At 73.7% G+C, this 25810-nt stretch carries 26 protein-coding genes; 16 read left to right on the top strand and 10 right to left on the bottom strand.

Annotated elements, in window-relative coordinates; genetic code table 11:
* Positions 1-2 precede the first annotated feature (2 nt).
* The 4 genes from AOM02_RS09520 (at position 3) to AOM02_RS09505 (ending at position 4713) form a co-directional block, all read left to right on the top strand.
* Positions 3-344, top strand: coding sequence for a DUF2516 family protein (locus AOM02_RS09520; RefSeq protein ID WP_062298927.1), 342 nt, complete (start codon positions 3-5; stop codon positions 342-344).
* Between the two features lie 7 nt (positions 345-351).
* The gene (gene dtd / locus AOM02_RS09515) at positions 352-777 is read left to right on the top strand and encodes a D-aminoacyl-tRNA deacylase (RefSeq protein WP_062298926.1); all 426 of its coding nucleotides are present in this window, start codon (positions 352-354) and stop codon (positions 775-777) included.
* Between the two features lie 178 nt (positions 778-955).
* Positions 956-3469 (top strand): ATP-dependent Clp protease ATP-binding subunit, encoded by a 2514-nt coding sequence (locus AOM02_RS09510; RefSeq protein WP_062298925.1) that lies wholly within the window; start codon positions 956-958, stop codon positions 3467-3469.
* A gap of 230 nt (positions 3470-3699) precedes the next feature.
* Positions 3700-4713, top strand: coding sequence for an aldo/keto reductase (locus AOM02_RS09505; RefSeq protein ID WP_062298924.1), 1014 nt, complete (start codon positions 3700-3702; stop codon positions 4711-4713).
* 37 nt (positions 4714-4750) lie between these two features.
* On the opposite strand, the gene AOM02_RS09500 is transcribed toward AOM02_RS09505, so the two are convergent.
* Positions 4751-5686 (bottom strand): HhH-GPD family protein, encoded by a 936-nt coding sequence (locus AOM02_RS09500; RefSeq protein ID WP_082105009.1) that lies wholly within the window; start codon positions 5684-5686, stop codon positions 4751-4753.
* Between the two features lie 59 nt (positions 5687-5745).
* Here AOM02_RS09500 and AOM02_RS09495 point away from each other — a divergent pair, with 59 nt between their 5' ends.
* Complete coding sequence (locus AOM02_RS09495; protein WP_062298923.1) at positions 5746-6381, top strand: hypothetical protein; 636 nt, start codon at positions 5746-5748, stop codon at positions 6379-6381.
* A gap of 6 nt (positions 6382-6387) precedes the next feature.
* Here the strand turns inward: AOM02_RS09495 and radA are convergent, their stop codons facing one another.
* Complete coding sequence (radA, locus tag AOM02_RS09490) at positions 6388-7764, bottom strand: DNA repair protein RadA (protein WP_062298922.1); 1377 nt, start codon at positions 7762-7764, stop codon at positions 6388-6390.
* Between the two features lie 98 nt (positions 7765-7862).
* Between radA and AOM02_RS09485 the strand changes: the two genes are divergently transcribed.
* The 3 genes from AOM02_RS09485 to proC all read left to right on the top strand — a co-directional run bounded on the left by AOM02_RS09485 (position 7863) and on the right by proC (position 10655).
* Positions 7863-9131: a hypothetical protein gene (locus tag AOM02_RS09485; protein ID WP_062298921.1), complete on the top strand. Its 1269-nt coding sequence runs from the start codon at positions 7863-7865 to the stop codon at positions 9129-9131.
* On the top strand, positions 9128-9736 hold the full coding sequence (locus tag AOM02_RS09480) for a TetR/AcrR family transcriptional regulator (protein WP_062298920.1): 609 nt from the start codon (positions 9128-9130) through the stop codon (positions 9734-9736). Before AOM02_RS09485 ends, AOM02_RS09480 begins: the two co-directional genes overlap by 4 nt.
* Before the next feature lie 73 nt (positions 9737-9809).
* A complete protein-coding gene (gene proC, locus AOM02_RS09475; RefSeq protein ID WP_062298919.1) occupies positions 9810-10655 on the top strand; it encodes a pyrroline-5-carboxylate reductase in 846 nt (281 codons plus the stop codon).
* Between the two features lie 99 nt (positions 10656-10754).
* Here proC and AOM02_RS09470 read toward each other — a convergent pair whose 3' ends face one another.
* Positions 10755-11786 (bottom strand): aminotransferase class V-fold PLP-dependent enzyme, encoded by a 1032-nt coding sequence (locus tag AOM02_RS09470; RefSeq protein WP_062298918.1) that lies wholly within the window; start codon positions 11784-11786, stop codon positions 10755-10757.
* A 78-nt stretch (positions 11787-11864) separates the two neighbouring features.
* Here AOM02_RS09470 and AOM02_RS09465 point away from each other — a divergent pair, with 78 nt between their 5' ends.
* Positions 11865-12743, top strand: coding sequence for a LysR family transcriptional regulator (locus tag AOM02_RS09465; protein WP_062298917.1), 879 nt, complete (start codon positions 11865-11867; stop codon positions 12741-12743).
* Between the two features lie 475 nt (positions 12744-13218).
* On the opposite strand, the gene AOM02_RS09460 is transcribed toward AOM02_RS09465, so the two are convergent.
* From AOM02_RS09460 to AOM02_RS09450, 3 genes are read right to left on the bottom strand one after another with little or no spacing between them, the layout of a single operon-like run.
* Entirely contained in the window at positions 13219-15075 is a 1857-nt protein-coding gene (locus AOM02_RS09460) for a carbohydrate-binding domain-containing protein (protein WP_062298916.1), read from the bottom strand.
* A gap of 17 nt (positions 15076-15092) precedes the next feature.
* Positions 15093-15860 carry a polyphosphate polymerase domain-containing protein gene (locus tag AOM02_RS09455; RefSeq protein WP_062298915.1) on the bottom strand — a complete coding sequence of 256 codons (768 nt, stop codon included), beginning with the start codon at positions 15858-15860 and terminating at the stop codon, positions 15093-15095.
* Entirely contained in the window at positions 15857-16465 is a 609-nt protein-coding gene (locus AOM02_RS09450; protein ID WP_062298914.1) for a DUF4956 domain-containing protein, read from the bottom strand. Before AOM02_RS09450 ends, AOM02_RS09455 begins: the two co-directional genes overlap by 4 nt.
* A 179-nt stretch (positions 16466-16644) precedes the next feature.
* Between AOM02_RS09450 and AOM02_RS09445 the strand changes: the two genes are divergently transcribed.
* Together AOM02_RS09445 and AOM02_RS09440 are read left to right on the top strand one after the other, a co-directional pair.
* Complete coding sequence (locus AOM02_RS09445) at positions 16645-17328, top strand: response regulator transcription factor (RefSeq protein ID WP_062298913.1); 684 nt, start codon at positions 16645-16647, stop codon at positions 17326-17328.
* A complete protein-coding gene (locus AOM02_RS09440; RefSeq protein WP_062298912.1) occupies positions 17325-18752 on the top strand; it encodes a sensor histidine kinase in 1428 nt (475 codons plus the stop codon). Before AOM02_RS09445 ends, AOM02_RS09440 begins: the two co-directional genes overlap by 4 nt.
* Here the strand turns inward: AOM02_RS09440 and AOM02_RS09435 are convergent.
* Entirely contained in the window at positions 18738-19352 is a 615-nt protein-coding gene (locus tag AOM02_RS09435; RefSeq protein ID WP_062298911.1) for a TetR/AcrR family transcriptional regulator, read from the bottom strand. The genes AOM02_RS09440 and AOM02_RS09435 overlap by 15 nt on opposite strands.
* Before the next feature lie 90 nt (positions 19353-19442).
* Between AOM02_RS09435 and AOM02_RS09430 the strand changes: the two genes are divergently transcribed.
* Positions 19443-20876 carry a DHA2 family efflux MFS transporter permease subunit gene (locus tag AOM02_RS09430; RefSeq protein WP_082105007.1) on the top strand — a complete coding sequence of 478 codons (1434 nt, stop codon included), beginning with the start codon at positions 19443-19445 and terminating at the stop codon, positions 20874-20876.
* A gap of 33 nt (positions 20877-20909) precedes the next feature.
* Here the strand turns inward: AOM02_RS09430 and AOM02_RS09425 are convergent, their stop codons facing one another.
* Positions 20910-21338, bottom strand: coding sequence for a cupin domain-containing protein (locus AOM02_RS09425; RefSeq protein ID WP_062298910.1), 429 nt, complete (start codon positions 21336-21338; stop codon positions 20910-20912).
* A 60-nt stretch (positions 21339-21398) separates the two neighbouring features.
* On the opposite strand from AOM02_RS09425, the gene AOM02_RS09420 reads away from it, so the two are divergent.
* Genes AOM02_RS09420 through AOM02_RS09410 form a run of 3 tightly spaced genes read left to right on the top strand, consistent with a single transcriptional unit; the run spans position 21399 to position 23505 of the window.
* Complete coding sequence (locus AOM02_RS09420; RefSeq protein ID WP_062298909.1) at positions 21399-21989, top strand: TetR/AcrR family transcriptional regulator; 591 nt, start codon at positions 21399-21401, stop codon at positions 21987-21989.
* Positions 21986-22738 carry an ABC transporter ATP-binding protein gene (locus AOM02_RS09415; protein WP_062298908.1) on the top strand — a complete coding sequence of 251 codons (753 nt, stop codon included), beginning with the start codon at positions 21986-21988 and terminating at the stop codon, positions 22736-22738. Before AOM02_RS09420 ends, AOM02_RS09415 begins: the two co-directional genes overlap by 4 nt.
* Positions 22735-23505, top strand: a complete 771-nt coding sequence (locus AOM02_RS09410) for an ABC transporter permease (protein ID WP_062298907.1) — start codon at positions 22735-22737, stop codon at positions 23503-23505. The genes AOM02_RS09415 and AOM02_RS09410 overlap by 4 nt, the downstream gene beginning before the upstream one ends.
* A 3-nt stretch (positions 23506-23508) precedes the next feature.
* On the opposite strand, the gene AOM02_RS09405 is transcribed toward AOM02_RS09410, so the two are convergent.
* Entirely contained in the window at positions 23509-24000 is a 492-nt protein-coding gene (locus AOM02_RS09405; RefSeq protein ID WP_062298906.1) for an SRPBCC family protein, read from the bottom strand.
* A 55-nt stretch (positions 24001-24055) separates the two neighbouring features.
* Here AOM02_RS09405 and AOM02_RS09400 point away from each other — a divergent pair, with 55 nt between their 5' ends.
* Positions 24056-24820, top strand: coding sequence for a putative protein N(5)-glutamine methyltransferase (locus AOM02_RS09400; protein ID WP_062298905.1), 765 nt, complete (start codon positions 24056-24058; stop codon positions 24818-24820).
* Here the strand turns inward: AOM02_RS09400 and AOM02_RS09395 are convergent.
* Positions 24817-25809, bottom strand: coding sequence for an SRPBCC family protein (locus AOM02_RS09395; protein ID WP_062298904.1), 993 nt, complete (start codon positions 25807-25809; stop codon positions 24817-24819). The two genes, AOM02_RS09400 and AOM02_RS09395, sit on opposite strands and share 4 nt — an antisense overlap.
* Position 25810 lies beyond the last annotated feature (1 nt).

Here is a 25810-nt window from a genome sequence, read left to right as displayed (position 1 = left end):
GCATGTTCGGCTTCCTGCAGAACACCGTGGTGCTGCTCATCTCGCTCGCCGCGTTCGTCGGCGCCGTGTGGGGCCTCATCGACGCCTTCCGCCGCCCCGAGGGCGCGTTCACCGCCGCGGGCAAGTGGTCGAAGACCATCTGGCTCGTCATCCTCGGCGTCGCCACGATCATCGCGTTCGTGTCGCTCCCCTGGCCGCTGGGCACCGGCGGGGGCGTCGGCGGCATTCTCGGCATCGCCGCGATCGTCGGGGTCATCGTCTACTTCGTGGACGTGCGCCCCAAGCTCGGCGGCGGCTACGGCTCCGGCGGCGGCCAGCGCGGCCGTTCCACCGGCGGCTGGTGACCCGCGGGTGAAGGCGGTCCTCCAGCGCGCCTCGAGCGCGTCGGTGACGGTCGACGGCGCCGTCACGGCCTCGTTCGACCGGCAGGGCATCGTCGCGCTCGTGGGCGTCACCCACGGCGACGGCCCCGAGCAGGTGCAGACCATCGCCCGCAAGATCGCGGAGCTGCGCATACTGGCGGACGAGAAGAGCGTGTCCGACGTGGACGCGCCCGTCATCGTAGTCTCGCAGTTCACCCTGTACGCGGACACCAGGAAGGGCCGCCGGCCGTCGTGGAACGGCGCCGCACCTGGCCCGGTCGCGGAGCCGCTCGTGGAGTCCGTGGTCGAGGCGCTGCGGGCGCGCGGGCTGTCCGTCGGTACCGGGGTGTTCGGCGCGCACATGGACGTCGCGCTCGTCAACGACGGCCCCATCACGATCCTCCTCGAGGCCTGACCCTCCGCCGCCCGCCCGCCGCATCGTCCCCGCGGCCCCTGTTTCGGGCCGGTAACAAGCGTCACGCCCCTGGCGAACACGGGCATTCGGGCGGGGGGCCCGCGGTTAGCCTGGAAGCACCCGCGGTGGGCGACCGCCGCGACCCCGGCCCCGGCCGGACGAATCAAGGGAGGCTGACATGTTCGAACGGTTCACCGATCGAGCCCGTCGCGTGGTGGTGCTCGCCCAGGAAGAGGCGCGCATGCTCAACCACAACTACATCGGCACCGAGCACATCCTGCTCGGCCTGGTGCGCGAGGGCGAAGGCGTGGCCGCGAAGGCCCTCGAGGCGATGGACATCTCCCTCAACGGCGTCCGCGAGCAGGTGCAGGAGATCATCGGCGAGGGCTCGCACGCCCCGTCCGGGCACATCCCCTTCACCCCGCGCGCGAAGAAGGTCCTCGAGCTGTCCCTGCGCGAGGCGCTGCAGCTGGGCCACAACTACATCGGCACCGAGCACATCCTGCTCGGCCTCATCCGTGAGGGCGAGGGCGTGGCGGCGCAGGTGCTGGGCAAGCTGGGCGCGGACCTCGGCGGCGTGCGCCAGCAGGTCATCCAGCTGCTGTCGGGCTACGAGGGCAAGGAGCCGGTGACGTCCGGCGGCGGCCCCCAGGAGGGTCAGCCCGCGGGCTCGACCGTGCTCGACCAGTTCGGCCGCAACTTCACGCAGGCCGCGCGCGAGGGCAAGCTCGACCCCGTCGTGGGCCGCGAGCTCATCATGGAGCGCGTGATGCAGGTCCTGTCGCGCCGCACCAAGAACAACCCCGTCCTCATCGGCGAGCCCGGCGTCGGCAAGACTGCCGTGGTCGAGGGCCTGGCCCAGGCGATCGTGCGCGGCGACGTGCCCGAGACCCTCAAGGACAAGCACCTCTACACGCTGGACCTCGGCTCGCTGGTCGCGGGCTCCCGCTACCGCGGTGACTTCGAGGAGCGCCTCAAGAAGGTGCTCAAGGAGATCCGCACGCGCGGCGACATCATCCTGTTCATCGACGAGATCCACACGCTCGTGGGTGCCGGCGCGGCCGAGGGCGCGATCGACGCGGCCTCGATCCTCAAGCCGATGCTCGCGCGCGGCGAGCTGCAGACCATCGGCGCGACCACGCTCGACGAGTACCGCAAGCACGTCGAGAAGGACCCCGCGCTCGAGCGCCGCTTCCAGCCCATCCAGGTGCCGGAGCCGGAGCTGTCGCACGCCATCGAGATCCTCAAGGGTCTGCGCGACCGCTACGAGGCGTTCCACCGCGTCACCATCACGGACGACGCGATCGTGGCCGCCGCGACCATGGCGGACCGCTACATCTCCGACCGCTTCCTTCCGGACAAGGCGATCGACCTCATCGACGAGGCGGGCGCGCGCCTGCGCATCCGTCGCATGACGTCGCCGCCAGAGCTCAAGGAGCTGGACGACAAGATCGCGGGCGTGCGCCGCGACAAGGAGTCCGCGATCGACGAGCAGGACTTCGAGAAGGCCGCGAACCTCCGCGACGTGGAGCGCCGCCTCTCCGAGGAGCGCTCGCGCAAGGAGGAGGCCTGGAAGTCGGGCGACCTCGACGTGGCCGCGGTCGTGGACGAGGACCTGATCGCCGAGGTGCTCTCGATGTCGACCGGCGTGCCCGTCACGCGCGTGTCGTCCGACGAGTCCTCGCGCCTGCTCCACATGGAGTCGGAGCTGCACAAGCGCATCATCGGCCAGGAGCAGGCCATCAAGGTCCTGTCGCAGTCGATCCGCCGCACCCGTGCCGGCCTGAAGGACCCGAAGCGTCCCGGCGGCTCGTTCATCTTCGCCGGCCCGACCGGTGTGGGTAAGACCGAGCTCGCCAAGGCGCTCGCCGAGTTCCTCTTCGGGGACGAGGAGGCGCTGATCTCGCTCGACATGTCCGAGTACGGCGAGAAGCACACGGTGGCCCGCCTCTTCGGTGCGCCTCCCGGCTACGTCGGCTTCGAGGAGGGCGGCCAGCTCACCGAGAAGGTGCGTCGCAAGCCGTTCTCCGTCGTGCTCTTCGACGAGGTCGAGAAGGCCCACCCCGACATCTTCAACTCGCTGCTCCAGATCCTGGAGGACGGCAAGCTGACGGATGCGCAGGGTCGCGAGGTCAACTTCAAGAACACGATCATCATCATGACCACCAACCTCGGTGCCGACGCGATCTCGCGTCGTCAGGCCACGGGCTTCTCCGCGATCAAGGAGGGCGGCCACACCTACGAGGACATGGTCAAGCTGGTCAACGGCAAGCTGAAGGAGCACTTCAAGCCGGAGTTCCTCAACCGCGTCGACAACGTGGTGGTGTTCCCGCAGCTCACGCAGGCCGAGATCATCCAGATCGTGGACCTCATGGTCGCCCGCCTCGACGAGCGCATGAAGGACAAGGACATGGGCATCGAGCTCACCACGGCGGCCAAGCAGCTGCTCGCGGAGAAGGGCTACGACCCCGTCCTTGGTGCGCGACCGCTGCGCCGCGCCCTCCAGCGCGAGATCGAGGACCCGCTGTCGGAGAAGATCCTCTTCGGCGAGGTCACCTCGGGCCAGATCATCCGGGTGGACGCGCAGGGCGAGGGCATCCTCGGCGAGTTCACGTTCGAGGGCATCGACCGCGACGAGGTCGTGGGCGAGCCGATCGGCGAGGACCCCGAGGTCACGACCAAGAAGGACTAGGCGGCCCGACCGTCACCGGAAGGCCCGGCTCCCCTCGGGGGCCGGTCCTTCTGCTGTCCCCGGACCCCCGCCGGACCCCTTCCGACCGCACGAACCGGCGTACGAGCGCGCGCCCGGCCCGCGCGACCAGGCACGATGCGCGCGAGCGCCCGTGTGTACGCCGGTTGCGGCGGCACGGGGCGCGGCGGGCGCGCTGCGCACCCCGCGGCCGACCACCCTAGGCTGAACCCATGACCCACGATCCGTATGTGGCCGACGCCGCCCGCTACGACACCATGGACTACCGCCGCTCGGGGCAGTCGGGGCTCGTGCTCCCGGCGATCAGCCTGGGGCTGTGGCACAACTTCGGCGGCCACCACGCCCTCGACGCCCAGCGCGCGATCCTCCTCGCCGCCTTCGACATGGGCATCACGCACTTCGACCTCGCCAACAACTACGGCCCGCCGCCCGGCAGCGCCGAGACCAACTTCGGCGGCTTCCTCGCGCGCGACCTCAAGCCGTACCGCGACGAGCTGATCATCTCGACCAAGGCCGGCTACTACATGCACCCCGGCCCGTACGGCGACTGGGGCTCGCGGAAGTACCTGCTCAGCAGCCTCGACGCGTCGCTGACCCGCATGGGCCTCGACTACGTCGACGTGTTCTACCACCACCGCCCGGACCCCGACACGCCCATCGGCGAGTCGATGATGGCCCTCGACCAGGCGGTCCGCTCCGGCAAGGCGCTCTACGCCGGCATCTCGAACTACGGGCCCGCGGAGACCCGCGAGGCCGCCGCGATCCTCGAGGACCTCGGCACGCCGCTGCTGATCCACCAGTTCAAGTACTCGATGTACGAGCGCACCCCCGAGGACGGGCTCCTCGACGCGCTCGACGACGCCGGCGCTGGCTCGATCGTCTTCTCCCCGCTCGCGCAGGGCATGCTCACGGACCGCTACCTGGGCGGCGTGCCAGACGGCTCCCGCATCACGCACTCGCAGTTCCTGCGCGAGGAGCAGATCACGGCGCAGTACCTCGAGCGCACCAGCGCGCTCAACGGGATCGCGCAGGACCGCGGCCAGACCCTCGCCCAGCTCGCCCTCCAGTGGGTGCTGCGCGGGCGCCGGGTCACGTCCGCCCTGGTGGGGGCGTCCTCCGTGAGCCAGCTGCGCGCCAACGTCGAGGCGCTCGGCTTCCCCGACCTCACCGACGAGGAGATCGCCGCGATCGAGCCGCACGCGGTGCACGGCACGTACTACGCGTGACCGGCCTACGCGTGACCGGCGCGGGGACGATGCGCGCCTAGAGCGAGCAGCGCCCCGTCGCCTCGTCGCGGGTCGCCAGCCCGTCGGCGAGCAGGCCCTCGAGGCACCGGTCGAGCTGGCCGGGCTCGACGTCCGCGAGCGCCGCGTGGCCTGAGACGTTCAGCGGGGACGATGCGGCGCGCAGCAGCGCCATGATCCTTCCGCGGACCTGGCGGTCGGTCCCGTGCCACGGCTGGGTGCGCCGGGGCGCAGCGTCCAGGCCCGGGCACCCCGCCTGGAACCACGCGCACGACGACGCGAGGGGGCACGCGTCGCAGCGCGCGACGCGCGCCGTGCACACCAGCGCGCCCAGCTCCATCGAGGCGACCGCCCACTCGGCGGCCCCGGCGTCGTCCGCGGGCATGAGCGCCGCCGCGTGGGCGCGCTCGCCGACCGTCTGGTGCGCGGCGGGCAGGGGCTCGCCGTGCCACGCGCGACCGATGACCCGGCGCACGTTGGTGTCGAGCACGAGCGCGCGGCCACCGAACGCGAACGACACCACGGCCGCGGCCGTGTAGTCGCCGATCCCGGGCAGGGCGCGCAGCTCGTCGAGGTCGGACGGGACCTCGCCGCCGTGCCACTCGACGAGCGCGACGGCGCACTCCCACAGGCGCTTGGCGCGGCGCGGGTAGCCCAGGCGGCCCCAAGCGCGAATCGCGTCGGCCTGCGTCGCGGCGGCGAGCGCGGCGGGCGTGGGCCACCGCTCCATCCACGCGTGCCACACCGGCTCGACCCGCACCACCGGGGTCTGCTGGAGCATGATCTCGCTCACGAGGACGCCCCAGGGGCTCGTGCGGCCCCTCCATGGCAGTTCGCGGCCGGCGTCGCGGAACCACGCGCGGACCGCGTCGACCATCGCCGCCGAGCCGTCGTCGACGGCGGGCGCCGACACGGCGGGCGGGCGCACGGGCGCGTTCTTCGCTGCGGTCGGCATGGCTCCATCATCCCAGTGCGAGCGACGCCTACCGTGGATGGCGAGCGTTGGGAGGAACGATGAAGGGTCTTCGCGCACCCGTGGGGAACCAGCCGTCGGAGGTGTACTGGCGCCGCCGCATCGTCCTGCTGGTCGCCCTCGCCGTGATCGTCGCGCTGGGATGGCTCATCGTCAGCGCCCTGTCGTCGGACGGCGCCGAGCCGACCGCGTCCTCGACGCCCACGACCAGCACCGCGCCGACCTCGTCGACCTCCCCATCGCCGTCGGTCTCGCAGTCGGAGTCGGCCGCGTCCGACGACGTCACCGCGTGCGTGGACGGCGCGATCTCCGTGTCCGTCGCGCCCAACCCGGCGAGCGTGCCCGCGGACAAGCAGCCGCGGTTCGACGTCACCATCGAGCAGGACGGCGACGTGCCGTGCGTGATCGACGCCACCGGCAAGGACACCAAGCTGGTCATCACCTCGGGCGACGACCGCATCTGGAGCTCGAACGACTGCCCCGCCGAGGAGGCGCTCATCGGCAAGTCGTGGCTGCTCGACGCGGGCGACACGAAGGATGTCCAGGTCGCGTGGCCGCGCATCCGCAGCGCCGAGGGCTGTGCCGCGGTCGACCAGGCGCCCGGCGCGGGCACCTACTGGGCCACCGTCACCGTCGCCGGGGTGAAGGCCGACGCCGTCCCGTTCGTGCTGGAGTAGGCCCCCTCAGTCGCGCGTGGGCAGCGCCAGCGCGACGGCCTGACCCACCGAGCCCACGGGATGCACGCGCACGCCCGCGGGGACCTTGCCCGGACCCGCCGCCGCGGGCACGATCACATCCGTGAAGCCCAGGCGCGCCGCCTCGGCCACGCGCTGCGCGACCGCCGACACGGGCCGCACCGCCCCCGACAGCGCGACCTCGCCCACGGCGGCCCACCCCTGCCGCAGCGGCCGGTCGGCGCGCGCCGAGGCGAGCGCGAGCGCCAGCGCGACGTCCGCCGCGGGCTCCGTGACGCGGGCGCCGCCGACCGTGGAGACGTAGACGTCGTCCGCCGCCACCGCGAGCCCCACCCGCCGGTGCAGCACCGCGAGCAGCATCGCGACGCGCGGGCCGTCGACGCCCGACGTGGCGCGGCGCGGGTTCGACAGCGCGCTCGGCGCCACGAGCGCCTGGATCTCCGCGGGCAGGGGCCGCTTCCCGTCGATCGTGATGGTGGGGCAGGTGCCCGGCACGGCCTCGGTCTCGCGCGACAGGAACAGGCCGGACGGGTCCGACACGGACTCGATCCCGGCGTCGACGAGCTGGAAGCAGCCCACCTCGTCCACCGAGCCGAAGCGGTTCTTGAGCGCGCGCAGCAGCCGCAGCGGGCTGTGCTGGTCGCCCTCGAAGTGGCACACGACGTCCACCAGGTGCTCCACGATGCGCGGTCCCGCGACCGAGCCCTCCTTGGTCACGTGGCCGACCAGCACCATGGGGACGCCGCGGGTCTTCGCGGCCTGGATCAGCGCGGACGACACCTCCCGCACCTGGCCGACGCCTCCGGGCGTGCCCTCGACCTCCGCGGACGCGATGGTCTGGATCGAGTCGATCATCACGAGGGCCGGCTCGGCGTCCGCGAGGTGCGCGAGCACCGCGCCCAGGTCCGTCTCCGCGGCCAGCAGCACGTCCTGCTCGAGCGCGCCGATCCGCTCGGCGCGCAGCCGCACCTGGCCGGCGCTCTCCTCGCCGGTGACGTACAGGACGCGGCCGCCCGAGCGCGCGGTGCGCGCCGCGACGTCCAGCAGCAGCGTCGACTTGCCCACGCCCGGCTCGCCCGCGAGCAGGATCACCGCGCCGGGCACGAGGCCGCCGCCGAGCACGCGGTCGAACTCGGTCACGCCGGTGGCCGACCGGGCCGCGGCCGCTGCGGAGACCTCCGGGATCGGCGTCGCCGGCATGGTCACGGCGGTGGCCTTGGTCGCGGGGCCGGCGGGCGACGCCCCGGCCTCGATCACGGTGCCCCACGCCTGGCACTCTCCGCACCTGCCCACCCACTTCACGGCGGTCCAGCCGCACTCGGTGCAGCGGTAGCCGGGCGATGCCTTGCGGGTGGTGGTGGCCATGCGCCCACGCTACCGGCGGCCTCCGACAGCGGGCCGATGCGGGGGGACACGGGCGCGGGGGCACGATGCTGTCGGAACCCGCCCCTAGGCTGTGCCCCATGACGCGTGAACAGGCGGGCAGGGGCACGCCCGCGCACGACCGCGAGTCGGGCACGATCCTCGGGGTCGCCCCGTCGAAGCCGGTCGCGCCCCGGGCCACCGTGGAGGCGCCCGCCCCCGTGCCCGTCGATGTCGACCTCGACCACTTCGACGTGGCCGCCCCCACGCCGGGCCCGGACGCGCACGAGGTGCTGCCGGAGCCCCGCTCCCCGCTCGACGCCGCCCCGGTCGCCGAGGCCGCGACCGCCCAGCGGCGCACCCCCAGCTCGTACGAGCGGCTCGCCGCGGCCGCGGCCGCCAACGCGGCGCTGCACGCGTCCGGCGCGCCCACCCCGCTCGGCGGCGTGCCGCGCGTGGAGGCCGGCGCCGCCGGAGCCGACCACGACCTCGCTCACGACGCGCCCGCGTTCGTCCCCACGTTCGCTCCCGTGACCGGCACCGCCGGGACGCGCGCGGCCGCCGCGCCCGAAGCGCAGGACGAGGACGACCCCCGCGCGGCCGAGCCGCCCGCCTGGCTGGCGCTCGCGCAGCACCCCACCGCCGCATCGTCCGGCGCGACGCAGGACCCGCCGCTGTACCGGCCCCGCGTCATCGCGACGGCCTTCCCCGCCGTGGACGCAGGCGCGGCCGGGGCCGAGGCACCGGTCGCCGCGCCGGGCAGCGACGACCACGGGACGGATCCCGCCTCCGCGGCCCCTCCCGCGGACCGTCCACCGCGCGACCGCGCCTGGCCGCTGATCCTCGTCGGGCTCCTGGTGCTCGGCGGGCTCCTCGCGGGCGCAGCCTGGTACCTCCTGCGCGCGGACACGATCGAGATCCCGGGGCAGAAGGTGCTGGTGCCGCCGGTCGAGCGTGCGCTCGACCCGATCGTGGTCGAGGACCCGACGCCGTTCCTCGCCGCCATGCCCACGACGTCCGGGCTGTGGTCCCTCACCGCCGTCCGCAGCCCCAACCCTGAGAACGACCAGGCGCTGCCCGACCGGGTCACCGAGGTCCAGGTGCTCACCTACGGCGACGGCACGTCCGAGATCACGCTCAAGGCCCGCCAGCTCTACTCCGAGGCGGACGCCCAGAAGGCGCTCACGCGCGCGGCGGGCAAGGGCGTCGAGCTCACCGATGCGACGGTCGCCGGCGAGGCCGTCGGCCGGCGCGCGGTCGTCGAGTCGGAGGACGGCACCACCGTGATGTGGACGAACGGCAGCGCCTTCTTCGAGGCCACCGGACCCGCAGGCGAGGTGGAGCCGTTCGTGGACACGCTCGGGCTATGACCGTGCCCGCGGCGGGCAGGCCCCGCAGCCGGGGGCCGCGCGGCGGCGACGCGGACACGCGCGGCGACATCCTCACCGCGGCCGCCGAGGTGTTCGGAGACAAGGGCTACGGCGCGGCCTCCGTCCGGGAGATCGCGCGACGCGCGGACGTCGACCCGGCCCTCGTGCGCCACTACTTCCCGTCCAAGCGGGAGCTGTTCGTCGAGGCGATCAGGCCTGTCCGGGCGGACGACCCGCGCCTCCTCGCGCTCGCCGCGACCCCACGCGACGGGCTCGGCGAGGCGCTGCTGCGGTTCTTCCTCGGGGTCTGGGACGAGCCGGAGATGGCCCAGCGCCTGCGCGCCGTGCTCGCGTCGGTGGCCGCGGCGGGCGAGCTCGGCCACGCCCTCGCGGACGTCATGCTGCGCGACATCCTGGGCCGGCTCGTGCGGGAGGACGATGCGCGGCTCCGGGCCGAGGCCTGCGGCTCGCAGCTCGTCGGGCTGGCGATGGCGCGCTACGTCGTGCGCATGCCGCAGGTCTCCCGCGCATCGGCCGACGACCTGGTGCCGCTATACGCGCCCACGCTCCAGCGCTACATCGACGGCGACCTCGGCGCCTCCTGACCCGGCGCGGGGCCCCTCGGCCGGCGACGCCCCTCCCCGCGAGGGCTCCGGCCCTGCGCGATAGGTTGGGCTCATGAGCACCCACGTCTCCGAGCCCGAGTCCGGCCTGCCCACCGTCGCCGTCATCGGCGGCGGGGTGATCGGCGGGACCCTCATCTCCGCGATGCGCGTCGCCGGCTGGCCCGGCCCGTCGATCACGGTCGCCAACCGCGGCGACGAGCGTCGCGCGGCGCTCGTCGAGGCGCACGGCATCGTGGGCACCGCGGACGCCGCCGAGGCCGTCACGGGCGCCGACGTAGTGATCCTCGCGGTCAAGCCGCAGCAGATGGCGGAGGTGCTCGACAGCCTGGTCGGGTCGCTCGAGCCGGGCGTGGTCGTCCTCACCGTCGCCGCCGCGCTGCCCGCATCGTTCTACGAGGAGCGCCTGCCGGCGGGCACCCCGGTGGTGCGCGTCATGCCCAACACCCCGTCGGTCGTCGGCCGCGGCGCGACGTCCATCTCGCCGGGCGCGCACGCCGAGGAGGAGCACCTCCTGCTCGCGGAGCGGATCCTGCGGGCGACGGGCCTCGTGGTGCGGGTCCCGGAGGACCTCATCGAGGCGGTCACGGTGGTCGCGGGCTCGGCGCCCGCGTACTTCTTCGCGGTGGTCGAGGCGATCACCGAGGCCGGCGTCATGCACGGCCTCGACCGCGAGATGTCGTCGCTGCTGGCCCAGCAGACCTTCACGGGCGCCGCGCAGCTGCTCGCGGAGTCCGGCGACACCCCGCAGGAGCTGCGCCGACGGGTGAGCTCGCCGCGAGGCGTCACGCTCGCCGCGCTCGAGGCGATGGAGCACGCCGGGCTGCAGGGCGTGATCTCCGCCGGCGCCAACGCCGCGGTCGCGCGGTCCAAGGAGCTCGGCGCGCAGCTGGCGGGTTGACGTCATCGGCGGACCCGCGGTCGCCCGCGAGGGGTCAGCGACACCCGACGGAGCGCCGTTGATCCGCCGAGCGTCACATCCGAGGGCGCGAGGCGCGCGTCAGGCCGGCTGCGCGACCCTGACCGCGGAGGCCGCGGCCTCGACGTCCCGCTCGTCGTTGTAGACGTAGAAGCCCAGGCGGGCGCGGCCTCCTCGGGCGGCGGCCTTGACCCCTGCGCGCGCGAGGGCGGCCGGGTCGACGCCGTCGATCGCGACGATGGGCGACTCGCCCGCGGGCAGGCCCACCCGGGCCCGGAACTCGTTGGCGAGGCCCACGCTGTGGCGTCCGATCGCCTCGGCACCCTGGGCCGCGAGCAGCTCGAGGGCGACGGCACCGGCCTCGACCAGTTGCCACGGCGGCGAGATGTCGAGGCGTCGCGATGCGGCGCTGAGCTCGACGTCGTGCCCGTAGAGCGACTGCCACGGCGCGTCGGAGCCGTACCAGCTCGCGCTCACCGGGCGCACCCACGAGGCCTCGGGGCGCACCGCCGCGAGCGCGATGCCGCGCGGGGTGCCGAGCCACTTGTAGGCGCTGGCCACCACGACGTCGAAGTCGCGCGCGACCAGCGGCATCCAGCCCACGGCGTGGCTCACGTCCACGAGCGTGCGGACGCCGGCCACCCGCGCCGCCATCGCGAGCGCGGCGAGGTCCAGGACCGTCCCGTCGGAGGACTGCACGGCGCTCACCGCGACGAGGTCCGCGCCGCGCGCGGTCTCGGCGACGATGCGGTCCAGCGGCACCACGCGCACGTCGAGGCGGGGGTCGTGGACGAAGGGCAGCGGGACCGAGGCGAAGTCGCCCCGCGCGACCAGCACGCGCGCGCCGTCCGGCAGCGAGGCCGCGACCATGCCGACCACCTGCGAGGTGGCGGAGGCGAGCGCGACGTCCTCGGGCTCCGCGCCGACGAGGGACGCGTAGGCCGCGCGCATGCGGTCGACCGAGCCGTCGAGCGCGGCCGGGTCGAGCACGCCCTGCTCCCACGCGCGGGCGGCGCGGCGGAGTGCCGTCGCGGTGGCACGGGCCGGCAGGCCGTACGACGGGGTGTCCAGGTAGCCGGGCACCCGGCGGAAGGAGGACGCGATCTCGAGCATGGGTCCATGGTCGCCGCGCCGCATTACCCCCACAAGATGGCACTATCGACATCTAGACCTCGATGAGATGATGGTCCCGTGATCGATGTCGAACGCCTCCTCATCCTCCGCGAGGTCTCCCGCCACGGCTCCAAGGCGGCCGCCGCGCGGGCCCTCCAGCTGAGCGAGCCCACCGTCGCTCACCACCTGCGCGCGCTTGAGCGCCGGGCGGGGGTGCCGCTGACGATGCGCGCCGGCCGCGTCACGCGCCTCACTCCGACCGGGGTCGCGCTGCTCCAGCACGCGGACTCGATCGCGGCGAGCCTCGAGGACGCGGAGCGCTGCCTGCACCGCCACTCGGACCTGCAGGTCGGGCACCTGCGCATCGCCGCCTTCACGTCGTTCTGCGCGACGGTGCTGCCGCGCCCGCTCGCGCAGTTCGCACGGACGTACCCCGGCGTCGAGATCGGCCTCGAGGAGACCGAGACGGACCCGGCGCTCGACCTGCTGCGCGAGGGCGCCGCGGACCTCGTCATCGGGTTCTCCGACTCCGCGACCCCGCCGCCCGAGGACTTCCCCACCGTGCCGCTCGGCCGCGACGAGTACCTCGCGATCCTGCCCGAGGGGCACCCGCTGGCGTCGCGCGCGGTGGTGGAGATGAGCGCGCTCGCCGACGAGCGCTGGATCTCGGGCTGCATCCGCTGCCGCACGCACCTCGTCTCGCACGCGGAGGAGGCGGGCTTCGTGCCGAACATCGCGTTCGTGACGGAGGACTACATCGCGGCGCAGCGCCTCATCGCGGAGGGCCTGGGGGTCGCGCTCCTCACGCGCATGGCGCTGGATGCCAGCCCGGCCATCCCGGGCATCGTCGCGGTGCCCACGCGTCCGGAGACGTACCGCGACATCTTCCTCGCGCTGCCTCGGGACGCCGCGCCCGCGGCGGAGGCGTTCGCGAGCCTGCTGGTGACCGGCCTGTAGACGACCGCGAGGCCCCGGTGTGGCAGTCACCAGGGCCTCGCGTGTTCGGTCGGGGCGGCGTTGGCAGCCGTCGCCCCGGGGGGGAGCCGAGAGGCGTCCACGGCCTCGCTCCGGCCCGGCGGACCGGTCATCAGATCCGGAGCTCACCGGCCACCGTCCCGCCGCGGTCCTCGGGGAGGTGTCGAGGACCGTCGGCACGGGGAGGACGGCGGAGCCGGCGACCATGGGCGCCTCTCGGCTCAGAGCCCTGGGGGGCTGGGCTCCTGGTATCCATACAACCGTCGGATGCTGGGAGAACCCTGGGAGCGAGGCGGGAGGTCTCGGGGAGTCCCCGGCCCGTGCACCCCTCCACACGCGCGAAGCGCTCCTCCACACGAATCCCCTGGTGTGAACGGGAACACGATCGAATCGTGCGGGTCCACGGGGGCTCCGTGTGGAGGAGCGCTCGGCATCGCGTCGGGACGCGTGAGCCGGGTCAGTCGGCCTTCAGGGTGCCGAGGTCGCTGCCGCCCGAGGCGGCATCGCCGAGCACGAGCCCGCCGGCCACCGCGGTGCCGCTCACGGTGCCGCCGGTCGAGATCGTGTACGTGTCGCCCGACACGATGCCGTCCGTCGACAGCACCAGCGACTGCGAGATCTTGCCGGTGGTGAACGTCGCCACCTGGTCGCCGTCCGCGTCGGTCACGGTGATGGCCGTGCCGTCCGCGATCGCCGAGGCGAAGGTGACGGTGAGCACGCCCTGGTCACCGCTCGCGGTCGGGGCCTCGAGCATGCCCGAGGAGCCCGACGCCGCGAGGGTGCCGCCGGTGATGGTGAACTCGCCGTTGACGTCGATCGCACCGTTGCCGCTGTTGGTGGGCCCGTCGACCACGACGGTGCCGCCGGTCATGGTCGCGGTGCCGTTCGAGTCGATGCCGTCGCCGTCCGCGTCGATGTACCAGGTGCCGCCCGAGATCTCGAGGTAGCGGCCGTCCTCCGCCTGATCCATGCCGCCGCCCATGCCGCCGCCGCCCGCGACGGTGGTCACGGTGGCGTCGGTGGACGATGCGTCGGTCGAGTAGTCCGCGGTGGTCACCGAGGCGCTCGTGGCGTCGGTGGTGCCGGTCGTGTCCGTGGTCGTGTCCGTGGTGGTGCCGTCGGTCGAGGAGCCCGGGCCGCCGCGGCCGCCCATGTCACCGCTCGGACGCTCGGGCATCGTGCCGTCGCCCATCTGGCCGCCGCCCATGGTGCCCGCGTCCTGGCCGGCGGAGCCGGAGGTCGACGAGCCGGAGCTCACGTTGAGCCCGTCGTCGCTGGACTTGATGGTGCCGGTGCCGCCGGAGAGCAGGATGACGCCGCCTTCGAGGCCCTCGACCGAGGTCGAGATGTCGACGGTGCCGTCCGCGACGCGGAGCACGCCGTCGGTGGTGATGCCGTCATCGCCGGCCGCGATCGCGAGCTCGCCTCCCTCGACGGTGACCTGGTTGACCGCGTCGATGCCGTCGACGCCCGAGGTGAGGTCGAGCGTGCCGCCCGAGATCCACACCACGCCCACCGCGGTCTCCTCGTCGAGGGACTCGTTGGTGGACTTGAGAGCGTCGCCGTCGGCGTCGACCGTGATGTCGCCGTCCTTGATGACGAGGAAGTCCTTGCCGCGGATGCCGTCGTCCGCCGCGGTCACGTCGAGGGTGCCGGACTCGATCACGAGGCCGTCCTTGGAGGCGATGCCGTCCTCGGCCACGGCGTCGACGGTGAGGGTGCCCTCGCCGGCGATCCACAGGTCGGCGGTCGAGTACAGCGTCGCGTTCGGGGCGTCGGACTCCTCGTCCGTCGCGGCGGTGGCGTCCGCCGCGTCGGCGAGCGTGTTGGTCGAGCCCGCCTCGAGCCAGATCACGACCTCGTCGGCGTTCTCGATGTCGATGGCCGCCGTGTCGGCGGAGGTGATGTCGACGCCGTCGAGCACGAGGTTGACGTCCTCGTCGTCGGTGTCGACCACGACCTGGCCGGCGGACAGGGAGCCGGACAGCACGTACGTGCCGCCCGCGGTGATCGTCACGGTGTCGCCGTCGACGGCCACGCCGTCGCCGCCGGTCGAGCCGGAGTCGGACAGCGTGATCGCGGTCGCGCCCGCGGTGTCGATCGAGAGGTCGACGTCCTTGACGTCGAGGTCCTCGTACGAGACCTCGGTGAGCTCGCTCGAGGTGGCCGAGGTGGTGGTGGTCGTGGTCGACGTCGTGGTGTCGTCGGAGGTGGTGGTCGTCGTGTCGGAGCCCGTGCCGGTCGACGTCGAGCACCCGGCGAGGAGCAGGGTGCCGGCGAGGATGCCGGCCAGGGCGGTGGTGGGCTTGCGCATGGGGAACGCCTCTCGGGTCAGGCCGCGATCGCGGCAGCGTGGGTCAGGTGCCGGCGCAGCGTGCGGGACCAGCGGTTCGCCGGGAGCCCGGGCTGCAGCGCGGCGAGCGTGGTGCAGTACTTGGAGACGCGGCTGGGGCGCACGCCGCGCGCCCACAGGGCACGGTCGACGTCGCCCGCCCGCAGGGAGGACTTGGTCTCGACGATGAGCGCGCCGCCGAAGCCGATCCGATCGCCGTCGGTGTCGATGCCGACCACGTCGCGGTCGATCGTCACGCGGGCGCCGTCGGCGACGAGGGTCGACCGGCGGTAGCGGGTCGTGAGGACCGGGGCCAGCCGGTCCACGGCCTCGCCGACCTCGGGGAACGAGGCCACGAAGTCGCGCGCCTCGGCGTCCAGGCCGCGCCCGCGGGCCACGTCGGCGCCGATCCACTCGCGGTGCTTGACGGTCTCGCCCTTCGCGGAGCGGAGCTTGACCTCGATCGCGCGGCCGCCGGTGTCGAGGTACTCGCGGGTGCGGACCTTGTAGCGGGACGGCCGGCGCCGTGCGGCGTCGCGGAACGACTCCAGCTCGGGGGTGTCGTAGTAGACGGACGCGTAGCCGAAGGCCCGCTCGCCGTTGATCTCGAGGGTGCGGAGCCCGTCGACGGAGGCGAGGACGTCGGCCCACACCGCGGGCGACACGATGTACTTGCGGTCGACCCGGGTGAGCAGGGCGGCCTCGGTCTCGAGCTCGGCCAGGCTCACGGCCGGCAGCGCCGCGAGGCGCTCCTCCCAGGTGATCATCGCGTCACCTCGGCGTGCGCGCCGTGGGCGACGATGCGGTCGTCGAGCGGGGCGTCGGCGGCCGCGTCGAGCGTGTAGCGGACGTCGACCACGGTGGACTCGTTGAGCAGGTCGACCTTGCGGATGGCGACGCGGTCGATGCGGGCGCCCAGGAGGAGCGCGAGGTGGTTGCGCGCGTCCTCCTCCGTCGTGAAGGCCTGGTCGAGGACCATCTGCTGCTGGCGGCTGCGCGAGAACAGGCGCGGGTGGTCGCCGACGAGGATGACGCCCAGGAGCACCGCCATGAGGGTGAAGCTCAGCGTGGGCGACAGCGCGGGGAAGCCGCCGAGGAGGCCCAGCGCGATGGCGGTGAAGTAGTAGGCGATCTCCGCGTGGTCCATCTCGGTCGAGCGGAGGCGGATGATCGACAGCACCGCGAAGATGCCCATGCCGAAGCCGAGCGAGATGTCGGCGTTCGTCATCGCGTACGTGACGCCCATGACGCCGACGTTGATCGACAGGAACGCGACGATGAGGTCGCGGCGCCGGTGGCGCGGGAAGTACAGGCCGAAGACGAGGACCGCGACCGCGATCAGGTCGGCGGCGATGAAGGCGTAGTAGGGCATGGTGACCTCTCGGTTCTGGGGCGTCGGATCGGCGTCCTTGGCCGATGTTCACCTCGAGTTAACCGACGGGACCTGGGAGGACGCTGAGAGGGAGCCCGGGGGTTCCTGGGGACGGCGCTCCGGGCCCACGCCCAGGGTCCTCCCAGCAAACCGTGAGGTTGTGCGGGGATACTGGGGCCATGGCTGAACGACGCATCCTCGTGGTCGACGACGAGGACAACCTCCGCATGATGCTCTGCGCCGCGCTGCGCTACGAGGGCTACGAGGTGTCCGACGCGAGCGACGGGCAGGCCGGCCTCAAGGCCGTACGCGAGCAGCGCCCGGACCTCATCGTGCTCGACGTGATGATGCCGGGGCTTGACGGCTTCGCGGTGACGCGCCGCCTGCGCGAGTCCGGGGACCGCACGCCCATCATCTTCCTCACCGCGCGCGACAGCGCGAAGGACAAGGTCGAGGGCCTCACCATCGGCGGCGACGACTACCTCGAGAAGCCGTTCAACCTGGACGAGCTCGTCGCCCGCGTCGAGGCCGTCTCGCGCCGCGTCGAGCGCGCGCCGAGCGCCTCGGACGTCTACCGCGTCGCCGACCTCGAGCTCGACGACGTCGCCCACCGCGTCACCCGCGCCGGCGTGGAGATCCAGCTGTCCCCGACCGAGTACAACCTCCTGCGCCACCTCATGCAGAACACCGGGCGCGTGCTGTCGCGCGGCCAGCTCCTCGAGGGCGTGTGGGGCTACTCGCGCGACGACGACCCGGGCGTCGTCGAGACCTACATCGGCTACGTGCGCCGCAAGGTCGACACGGTCGACCCCAAGCTCATCCACACGATCCGTGGGGTGGGCTACACGCTGAGGCTGCCGTGACCCGTCCGCAGGGCCTCACCCTCCGCTCGCGCGTGCTCATCGGGCTGGGTGCCATCGCCGCGATCGCGGTCGCGATCGCGCTCGTCGTCACGATCGTCACCCACTCGTTCCTGGTGAACCAGCTCGACGAGCGCCTCGCGTCCTCCTCCGGGCCGGTCGCGTCCCGCAGCGAGCCGCGCCTGGCGGGCGACGGCGACAACGCCGACGAGGTGGACGAGGCGTCGCGCCCGTCCGACGTCCTGCGCGGCGCGGTCGACAGCTCGGGACGCTTCTTCATCTTCTACGCGCCCAACCTCGCGGACGCGGACGACTCGTACCCCTCGCTCGACGGCGTCACGCTGCCGACGAGCGGCTCGCTGTACGTCACCGTGCCCGCGTCGGAGGGCGACGGCGAGTACCGCGTGCTCGCCAAGGCCACCAGCTTCGGCACCGACATCACCGCGATCTCGCTCGACTCGGTGGAGGCCACCACCCGCCGCCTCGTCCTGATCGAGGGGCTGGGCCTCGTGGCGATCCTCGCGGGCCTGGCGGTCGTCGGCTGGTGGGTCATCAGCCTCGGCATCGCCCCGATGCGGCGCATGGTCGACGCGTCCAAGCAGATCGCGGACGGCGACCTCGACGTGCGCCTCGAGGGCGCGGGCCGCGGGAGCGAGTCGGCGGAGCTCGCGTCCTCGCTCAACACGATGGTCGACACGCTCACCGACGCGATCGACGAGCGCCGCCGCTCGGAGGAGCGGCTGCGCGAGTTCGTGGCGGACGCCTCCCACGAGCTGCGCACCCCGCTCACGACCGTCCTGGGCTACGCCGAGCTGTACCGCCGCGGCGCGCTCGCGCGCGACGAGGACGTGGCCGACGCGTGGACGCGGACCGAGGCCGAGGCCGGCCGCATGCGCCGCCTCGTCGAGGACATGCTCGAGCTCGCGCGCTACGACGCGGAGCCGCAGCTGTCTCCCATCAGGCTCGACGTCTCGCGGGTGTGCGAGGAGGTCGTGCGCGACGCGACCGCGGCCCGCGAGGGCGTGGTCTTCGCGCTCGACGCCCCCGTTCCCGTCACCATCGAGGGCGACCCGGACCGGCTCCGTCAGGCCATCATCAACGTGGTCACGAACGCCGCGGTCCACGGCGGCGATCACGTCACCGTGCGCGTGCGGGAGGACGACGGCACCGCCCTGGTCGAGGTCGTCGACGACGGCCCGGGCATGGCGCCCGAGGTCGCCGAGCGTGCGACCGAGCGCTTCGTGCGCGGGGACCACTCCCGCGCCCGCGCCACCGGCGGATCGGGGCTCGGGCTCGCGATCACCGCGGCGATCGTCGCCGTGCACGGCGGGACGCTCGCGGTCGAGTCGATCGAGGGCGACGGCACCACGGTGCGGATCAGCCTGCCGGCGGCCGCCGCGGAGGTGGCGGCGTCAGGCGCCGAGTGAGGCCTGCGCCTCGAAGCTCGCGAGGATCGTCTCGCACTGCTCGCCCATCGAGGAGCTGAGGAGCTCGAAGGCCCGCGGGTCGTCCTTGACGTCCGGCATGCGCAGCGCGAGCAGGATCGTGTTGAGCATCCCGCGTGCGAAGAACTGGGTGGCCTCCTCGGCCGAGAACCCCGCCTCGTCGCGGATGATCCGGTAGACGTCGAGGAAGCTCTCGCGCGCCTCGGGCCCGAACACGGGGTCCTGGCCCAGACCGAACAGGTGCAGCAGGGTCAGCAGGGTCCCGCGGTCCGCGACCAGCTCCCCGTACGCGCGCCCGAGCAGCACCTGGCGCTCGAGGTTCGACTCGGCGCCCGTGAACCCGGCGATGATCTCGCGGAACGCCGCCCGCAGGCGGCCGGTCGCGCGCTGCGCCACCTCGAGGAAGAGCTTCTCCTTGGAGCCGAACATGCGCACGACGTAGGCCTGCGAGATGCCCGCCTGCCGCGCGATCGCGTCGGTCGTACCGCCGGCGTAGCCACGTTCCCCGAACACCACGGTGGCGGCGGCGAGGATCTGCTCGCGCCTGTCGTCGCTGGTCAGGCGGCCTTCTGCGGTGCTCATGTTGACAGGTTATCAAGCGATTACTAGCGTGTCGAATGTAGTAATCAATTGATTACTCATCAGGCGGAACCGCCACCCTTGGGAGGGAACATGTCAACCACGTCACGCCGGACGCCCGTGGGCCTCGTGGTCCTCGCGGCGTCGATCCCCGCCTTCATGGCGAGCCTCGACAACCTCGTCGTCACCAACGCGCTGCCGGTCCTCGCGACCGACCTCGACGCCACGCTCGAGCAGCTGCAGTGGTTCATCAACGGCTACTCGCTCGCGTTCGCGAGCATGATCCTCATGGCGGTCGCGCTCGGCGACCGCTTCGGCCGCCGCCGGGTCTTCTCCGGCGGCGTCGCGCTGTTCACGATCGCCTCGATCCTGTGCGCGCTCGCCCCCACCGCGGAGGCGCTCATCGCCGCCCGCGTGCTCCAGGGCATCGGCGGGGCGGCCCTCATGCCGCTGTCCCTGGCGATCCTGTCGACCAACGTCTCCGCGCGGATGCGCCCGCTCGCGATCGGCATCTGGGGCGGCGTCGCCGGCCTCGGCGTCGCGGTGGGCCCGCTCATCGGCGGCGCCGTGGTCGAGGGCCTCACCTGGCACGCGATCTTCTGGCTCAACGTCCCCGTGGGCGTCCTCGCGCTGGTGCTCATCCGCGCGTTCCTCACGGAGACCCGCGGCGACCGCGTGCGCCTCGACCTCGTCGGACTCGGGCTGGGCATGACGGCGGTGTTCGGCCTGGTCTTCGGGATCGTGCGCGGGAACGATGCGGGCTGGACCTCGCCGCAGGTGCTCTCGGGCCTCGTCGGCGGCGCGGTGCTGCTGCTCGGCTTCCTCGCGTGGGAGGCCCGCACGCGCGACCCGCTGCTGCCGCTCGGCCTGTTCCGCGACCGGTCGTTCTCGGTCGCGAACGCGGTGGGCCTGATGTTCTCCATCGGGATCTTCGGGGCGGTCTTCATCCTGATCCAGTTCCTGCAGGTGGTGCAGGGCAAGTCGCCCCTCGAGGCCGGCGCGATGACCATGCCGTGGACCATGGCGCCGCTGTTCGTGGCCCCGCTCACCGGCATCGTCGCGCCCCGCGTCGGCACCCGCACGCTCGTCACCGCGGGCGTCGCGCTCCAGTCCGCGGGCCTCGCGTGGATCGGCCTCACGCTCGACCCGGCGGTCGCGTACGGGGAGCTCGTGCCCGGCTTCGTGGCCTGCGGCGTGGGCATGGGGCTCGTGTTCGCCCCGCTCGCCACGGCCGTGCTCGCGCACATGCGGGACGAGGACCACGCCAAGGCGTCCGGCACCAACGCCACCGTCCGCGAGATCGGCGTCGCGCTCGGCATCGCCGTGCTGACCGCGGTGTTCACCGGCGTGGGCGGCGAGCTCACCCCCACTGGCTACACCGACGCGGCGCAGACCGCCGTCCTGTGGGGCGCGGCCATCCTCGCCGTCACCACCGCGGTCGCCACGCTCCTGCCCTCGCGTCGCGTGGAGCTCGGGACGGCGCCGGCCGCGGACACCGCGCCGGCCCCGGCTCTCGCCGCGGCCTGACCGGCCGCATCGTCCCGGCAGGGCCGTCCGTCGTCACCAGGGCGACGGGCGGCCCTCGTCGCGCGTCGCGTCGTCGGGCAGATGCGGCAGCTCGCCGCCGCCCGCGCGGATGCAGAACCACCGCATCGGCTCGGGGCTGTCGGGCACGCATCTCCACGTGCGCCACACCCCCTGGCCCACGCGCACCGCGGTGCCGGGTCCCACGTCGACCACCTCGTCGTCGAGCGCCATCTGCCCGTGCCCCGCGAGGAACACGTAGAGCTCCTCGATGTCGCGATGCGTGTGCCAGTAGCCGGCCTCCTCGCCGGGGACGAAGGCGTTCGCGGTCATCCCGATGTACTGCATCGTCAGCTCGTGGTCGACGACGCGGCGGCCGTCGCGGAGCGTGTGCGGCTGGAAGCCGCCGTGGTGGCCGCGCCACTCGTCGAGCGCGCCCATCTCCAGCACCTGGTAGTCACCCATCCGGGCACCGTAGCGCCCGCACCGGTTGCGCACTAGATGTTAGTGACTAACACTAATGGCATGACCACTCGCGCCGAGGCCACCCGTGCCCGTCTCCAGTCCGCCGCGCTCGACCTGTTCGAGGCCCGCGGCTACCGCGCGGTCACAGTCGAGGAGATCGCGGCCGCCGCGGGCGTCAGCCACATGACGTTCTTCCGCCACTTCCCCACCAAGGAGCGGGTGCTCCTCGACGACCCGTTCGACCCCGTCATCGCCGCGGCCGTGGCCGCCCAGCCGGTCGACCTCCCCGCGATCGAGCGGGTCGCGCGCGGCCTCCTGTCGCTCGTGCCGCTGCTCGACCAGGAGCCCACCGCGTCCGCCCGTCGCGGGATCGCCATCGCCGCGCGCGAGCCCGAGCTGCAGGCCGGCATGGCGGCCAACACCGCCGCGACCGAGGCCGCGATCGTCGAGGCCGCCGCACCCCCCGGCGGCGGGACCGGGATGCGGATCGCCGCGGCCGCGTGCCTCGCCGCGATCACGACCGTGCTGTTCTCGTGGGCACTCGAGGGCACGAGCCGCACCATCGGCGCGCTCGTCGCGGAGGCGGTCACGACCGTGGTGCCGTCGCTCGCCGAGACCCCCGTCCCCGCGTTCGCGGGAGCGACGCCGTGACCGCGCTCGAGATCCGCGACGCGGTGCGCGCGTACGGCGACCTGCGCGCGCTCGACGGGCTGACGCTCACGGTCGAGCCGGGCGAGATCCACGCGATCATCGGCCTCAACGGCGCGGGCAAGACCACCGCGATGAAGGCGGTCGTCGGGCAGACCCGGCTCGACGCGGGCGAGGTGCGGCTCTTCGACACCCCGGCCGCCTCGGCCGGCCCCGCCACGCTCGCCCGCCTCGGCTTCGTGATCGACCAGCCGTTCGGCTACCCGGAGCTGTCGGTGCGCGAGAACATCGTCCACGCGGCACGCCTGCACGGCCTGCCCATGAATGCCGCCGCGGCCGCCGCATCGTCCTGGATCGCACGGCTCGAGCTGGGGCCGTGGGCGGCCCGGCGTGCGCGGGGCCTGTCGCTGGGCAACCGCCAACGCCTCGGGCTCGCGTGCGTCGCCGCCCACGCGCCCGACCTGCTGATCCTCGACGAGCCCACGAACGCGCTCGACCCGGCCGGCGTGCTCCTGCTGCGCGACGTGATCGTCGCCGCCGCCGGCCGCGGCGCCGGCGTCCTCGTGTCCAGCCACCACCTCGACGAGGTCTCGCGCATCGCGCACCGGATCACGGTGGTCCACGCGGGCCGGGTGGTCGGCACTCTCGAGCCCGGACAGGCGGACCTCGAGCACCGGTTCTTCGAGATGGTGCGCGCGTGGGACGAGGATCACCGCGAGGATGCACACTCCCGACAGGGGGCGCTGGCATGAGGACCGCGCTCGCCCTGCAGGTCGCGACCTTCTCGCGGTCGCTCACCGCGCGCCTCGCGACCGTGCTGCTGGTCGTCTTCCCGCCGCTCATGTCGGTCGGCATGGTCGCGCTCGCGCGGGCGGCCGATGCGGCGGGGCCCTCGGCGGCCAAGCTCGCCCCGTACCGGGAGGGGCCGTTCGGCGAGACCGTCGCGGGCCTCGCGGGCCAGGTGGTCTCGGTGGTCGCGCTGATCGGCGTCGGCTTCGCCGTCGCGTGGCTCGTGGGTCGCGAATGGGCGGACCGCACGGTCGGGTCCCTGTTCGCGCTGCCCGTGCCGCGCGCGACGGTGGCGCGGGCGAAGCTCCTGGTGATCGCTGCATGGGCCGGCGCGTGCCTCACGCTCGCGATGGCGCTCACGGCGGCGACCCTGGCCGCCGTCGACCCCGCGTCGCTCACCGCCGCGGTGGCCGGTCAGCTCGCGCGCGTGTGGGTCGCGGGGCTGCTCATGGCCGCGCTGGCGCTGCCGTTCGCGTGGGTCGCGGTGAGGTCGCGCGGCTACCTCGGGGCGGCCGGCGCCATCGTCGGGGTGACCGCCGCGAGCCAGATCCTCGCGATGGTCGGGGCCGGCGCCTGGGTGCCGTACATCGCGCCCGCGATGTGGGCCGGCGCGGGCGGCCCCGAGGAGGCCGCGGCGATCGGCCCGGCGTCCCTCGTGCTCGCGGCGGCCTTCGCGGCGGTCGCGTCGTGGGCGTCGGTGCGGGCCTTCGCGCGCGCGACGCTGGACTGACCGTCAGCCCTCGGCGTGCGCGTAGAGCCGCTGCAGCTCCTCGAAGTGCGCGTCGGACTCGACCGCCTCGGGCGTGCCGCCCGCGAGGTGGTGCTCGAGCCGGTCGAGGTGCCAGTGCCAGCCCGCGGCGATGTCGGGGCTGTTGGGGTCGGGTGCGACGTGGTCGAACGTGAGGTACGCGCCGTCGCCGTGCTCGGCGATCGCGATGCGCACCTGCCACCGCCCGCCGTAGCCGTCCCAGGCGTACTCGAGCGAGTGCGGCTCGTCCCACGCGAGCACCTCGCCCGCGCCGCCGTCGGACATCGTCACCGTGCCGCCCGCGCGCGGCTCGAAGCTGGTGCGGAACGCCCACGCCGCGGTGCGGTCGGGGTCCGTGAGGGCCGCCCACACCTCGGCGGGCGGCTGCGCGACCGTGCGCTCGAAGCGCAGGTAGTCCCCATCGTCCGGCGAGAGGACGCGCCCCTCGCCGGCGGGGTCGATCTGGTCTGGGTCCATCCCTCCAGTGTCCACGCTCGCGCCCGGACCGCCACCCGAGCGGTAGCGTGCGAGCGTGACGGAGCACGATGCGGTGGCGCGGCTGCGGGCCGCGGGCTGCGTGTTCGCGGAGGACGAGGCGCGGCTGATCGCCGAGGCCGCGGGGGCGGATCCCGCCGCCGGCGAACGCCTCCTCGCCCGCCGGATCGCGGGTGAGCCGCTCGAGCACGTGCTGGGCTGGGCGGCCTTCGCCGAGCTGCGGATCGCTGTCGCGCCGGGCGTCTTCGTGCCGCGGCGACGCACCGAGCTGGTCGCCCGGCTCGCCGCGGACCTCGCACCCGCGGGCGGGCTCGTCGTCGACCTGTGCTGCGGCGCCGGCGCGATCGCGGCCGCCGTCGCCCACGCCCGGCCCGACCTGCGCGTCGTCGCCGCGGACATCGATCCGGCCGCGGTCGCGCTGGCGGCCCGCACGCTCGCCCCGCTCGGCGCATCGTCCCTGGTCTCGGACCTGGACGCCGCGCTCGGCGGGCTGGCGGGCACGGTGGACGTGGTCGCCTCGTGCCCGCCCTACGTGCCCACCGCGCAGATCCCGCTGATGCCGCGGGAGGCCCGCGAGCACGAGCCCGCGCTCGCGCTCGACGGGGGCGCGGACGGCGCCGCGCTCCAGCGCGGGGTGCTCGCCGCATCGTCCCGGCTGCTCCGACCCGGCGGGGTCGCGGTGGTGGAGACGAGCGAGGCGCTCGTGGCGCTCACCGCGAGGGCCGCCGGCGACGCGGGCCTCGCGGCGGAGGTCGCTCGGGACGAGGACCTCGGCGCGACCGTGGTGGTGGCGCGGCGCTAGACCCCGACGAGCTCGGCCTCGAGGCGGGCGTAGCTGGTCTCCATGCCGTCGGTCATGCCCGTGCCGAGGATCATGTCGCGGAGCTCGAGCGACGGGTAGGTGATGACGAGGGTGAGGAGCGTGCCGCCGTCCTCGCGCGCCGTGAGGGTGAGCTCGTTGGTGGTGCCCGGGCCCTCCATGCCGATCATGCGCTCGGACGTGACCTCGCGGTACGGCGGCTCGGAGGCGAGCAGCTCGCCCTCGAAGCCGAACGGCGGCGCGCCGTCCGCGGGGCCGCCGGGCACGGGCGCCCACTCGTAGCGGTACGGGTCGCCCACGGCCTGCGCGATCTCGGCGGTCGGCATCGTCCAGCCCTCCGGGCCCAGCAGCCAGCGCTTCATGAGCTCGGGCTCGTGGTGCGCGCGCCACACCTGCTCGACCGTGCCGCGGATGACGCGGGACACCCGCACCTGGGTGTCGGAGAGGATCTGCGAGACGGTGCCGCGGCCGGCGGCGAAGGCCTCGAGGTCTTCGAGCACGGCGTCGATCTGACCCATGGCCTGACGCATGCCCTCCTCCATCCCCATGCCGATGAGCTGCTCGAGCTCGTCCGCGGAGTTGAAGTACGTGGTGGTGACCAGGCGCGAGCCGTCGGGCGTCTCGCTGAAGTCGAACGTCATGCGCATGTGCGGCATCTCGGTGTTGGGCGAGCCGTCAGGGAGCGCGAAGCCGTCCACGACCTCGAACGACCGCGGGGCGTCGACCGCGAGGAACTCCCAGTAGCCCGCGGAGACGTCGCCGTCGGGGCCGTGCATCTCGTACTGCGAACGGCCGCCGGCCGCCATGTCGTGGCGGAGGAAGGTCGCGGGGTACACGGGCGGGCCCCAGAAGCGCTCGATCTGGCGGGGGTCCGCATAGGCGTCCCACAGGCGCTGGACGGGGACCGCGAAGTCGGCGGTCACCGTCATGGTGAGGGCCTCGGGGTCCTTGGAGACGGACGTGATGGGCATG

Origin of the sequence: Demequina maris (assembly GCF_000971155.1) — a bacterium.
Classification (GTDB): Bacteria; Actinomycetota; Actinomycetes; order Actinomycetales; family Demequinaceae; genus Demequina; species Demequina maris.
This window is presented reverse-complemented; position numbering and strand designations above follow the sequence as displayed.

Bases quoted from the DNA above. Each gene is read 5' to 3' on its own strand.
- AOM02_RS09505 (WP_062298924.1), top strand. From the start codon at position 3,700: ATGACCCACGATCCGTATGTGGCCGACGCCGCCCGCTACGACACCATG.
- AOM02_RS09480 (WP_062298920.1), top strand. From the start codon at position 9,128: ATGACCGTGCCCGCGGCGGGCAGGCCCCGCAGCCGGGGGCCGCGCGGC.
- AOM02_RS09405 (WP_062298906.1), bottom strand. From the start codon at position 24,000: ATGGACCCAGACCAGATCGACCCCGCCGGCGAGGGGCGCGTCCTCTCG.
- AOM02_RS09410 (WP_062298907.1), top strand. From the start codon at position 22,735: ATGAGGACCGCGCTCGCCCTGCAGGTCGCGACCTTCTCGCGGTCGCTC.
- proC (WP_062298919.1), top strand. From the start codon at position 9,810: ATGAGCACCCACGTCTCCGAGCCCGAGTCCGGCCTGCCCACCGTCGCC.
- AOM02_RS09425 (WP_062298910.1), bottom strand. From the start codon at position 21,338: ATGGGTGACTACCAGGTGCTGGAGATGGGCGCGCTCGACGAGTGGCGC.
- AOM02_RS09485 (WP_062298921.1), top strand. From the start codon at position 7,863: ATGACGCGTGAACAGGCGGGCAGGGGCACGCCCGCGCACGACCGCGAG.
- AOM02_RS09430 (WP_082105007.1), top strand. From the start codon at position 19,443: ATGTCAACCACGTCACGCCGGACGCCCGTGGGCCTCGTGGTCCTCGCG.
- AOM02_RS09510 (WP_062298925.1), top strand. From the start codon at position 956: ATGTTCGAACGGTTCACCGATCGAGCCCGTCGCGTGGTGGTGCTCGCC.
- AOM02_RS09500 (WP_082105009.1), bottom strand. From the start codon at position 5,686: ATGCCGACCGCAGCGAAGAACGCGCCCGTGCGCCCGCCCGCCGTGTCG.
- AOM02_RS09460 (WP_062298916.1), bottom strand. From the start codon at position 15,075: ATGCGCAAGCCCACCACCGCCCTGGCCGGCATCCTCGCCGGCACCCTG.
- radA (WP_062298922.1), bottom strand. From the start codon at position 7,764: ATGGCCACCACCACCCGCAAGGCATCGCCCGGCTACCGCTGCACCGAG.
- AOM02_RS09470 (WP_062298918.1), bottom strand. From the start codon at position 11,786: ATGCTCGAGATCGCGTCCTCCTTCCGCCGGGTGCCCGGCTACCTGGAC.
- AOM02_RS09455 (WP_062298915.1), bottom strand. From the start codon at position 15,860: ATGATCACCTGGGAGGAGCGCCTCGCGGCGCTGCCGGCCGTGAGCCTG.
- AOM02_RS09445 (WP_062298913.1), top strand. From the start codon at position 16,645: ATGGCTGAACGACGCATCCTCGTGGTCGACGACGAGGACAACCTCCGC.
- AOM02_RS09435 (WP_062298911.1), bottom strand. From the start codon at position 19,352: ATGAGCACCGCAGAAGGCCGCCTGACCAGCGACGACAGGCGCGAGCAG.
- AOM02_RS09420 (WP_062298909.1), top strand. From the start codon at position 21,399: ATGACCACTCGCGCCGAGGCCACCCGTGCCCGTCTCCAGTCCGCCGCG.
- AOM02_RS09395 (WP_062298904.1), bottom strand. From the start codon at position 25,809: ATGCCCATCACGTCCGTCTCCAAGGACCCCGAGGCCCTCACCATGACG.
- AOM02_RS09495 (WP_062298923.1), top strand. From the start codon at position 5,746: ATGAAGGGTCTTCGCGCACCCGTGGGGAACCAGCCGTCGGAGGTGTAC.
- AOM02_RS09520 (WP_062298927.1), top strand. From the start codon at position 3: ATGTTCGGCTTCCTGCAGAACACCGTGGTGCTGCTCATCTCGCTCGCC.
- AOM02_RS09450 (WP_062298914.1), bottom strand. From the start codon at position 16,465: ATGCCCTACTACGCCTTCATCGCCGCCGACCTGATCGCGGTCGCGGTC.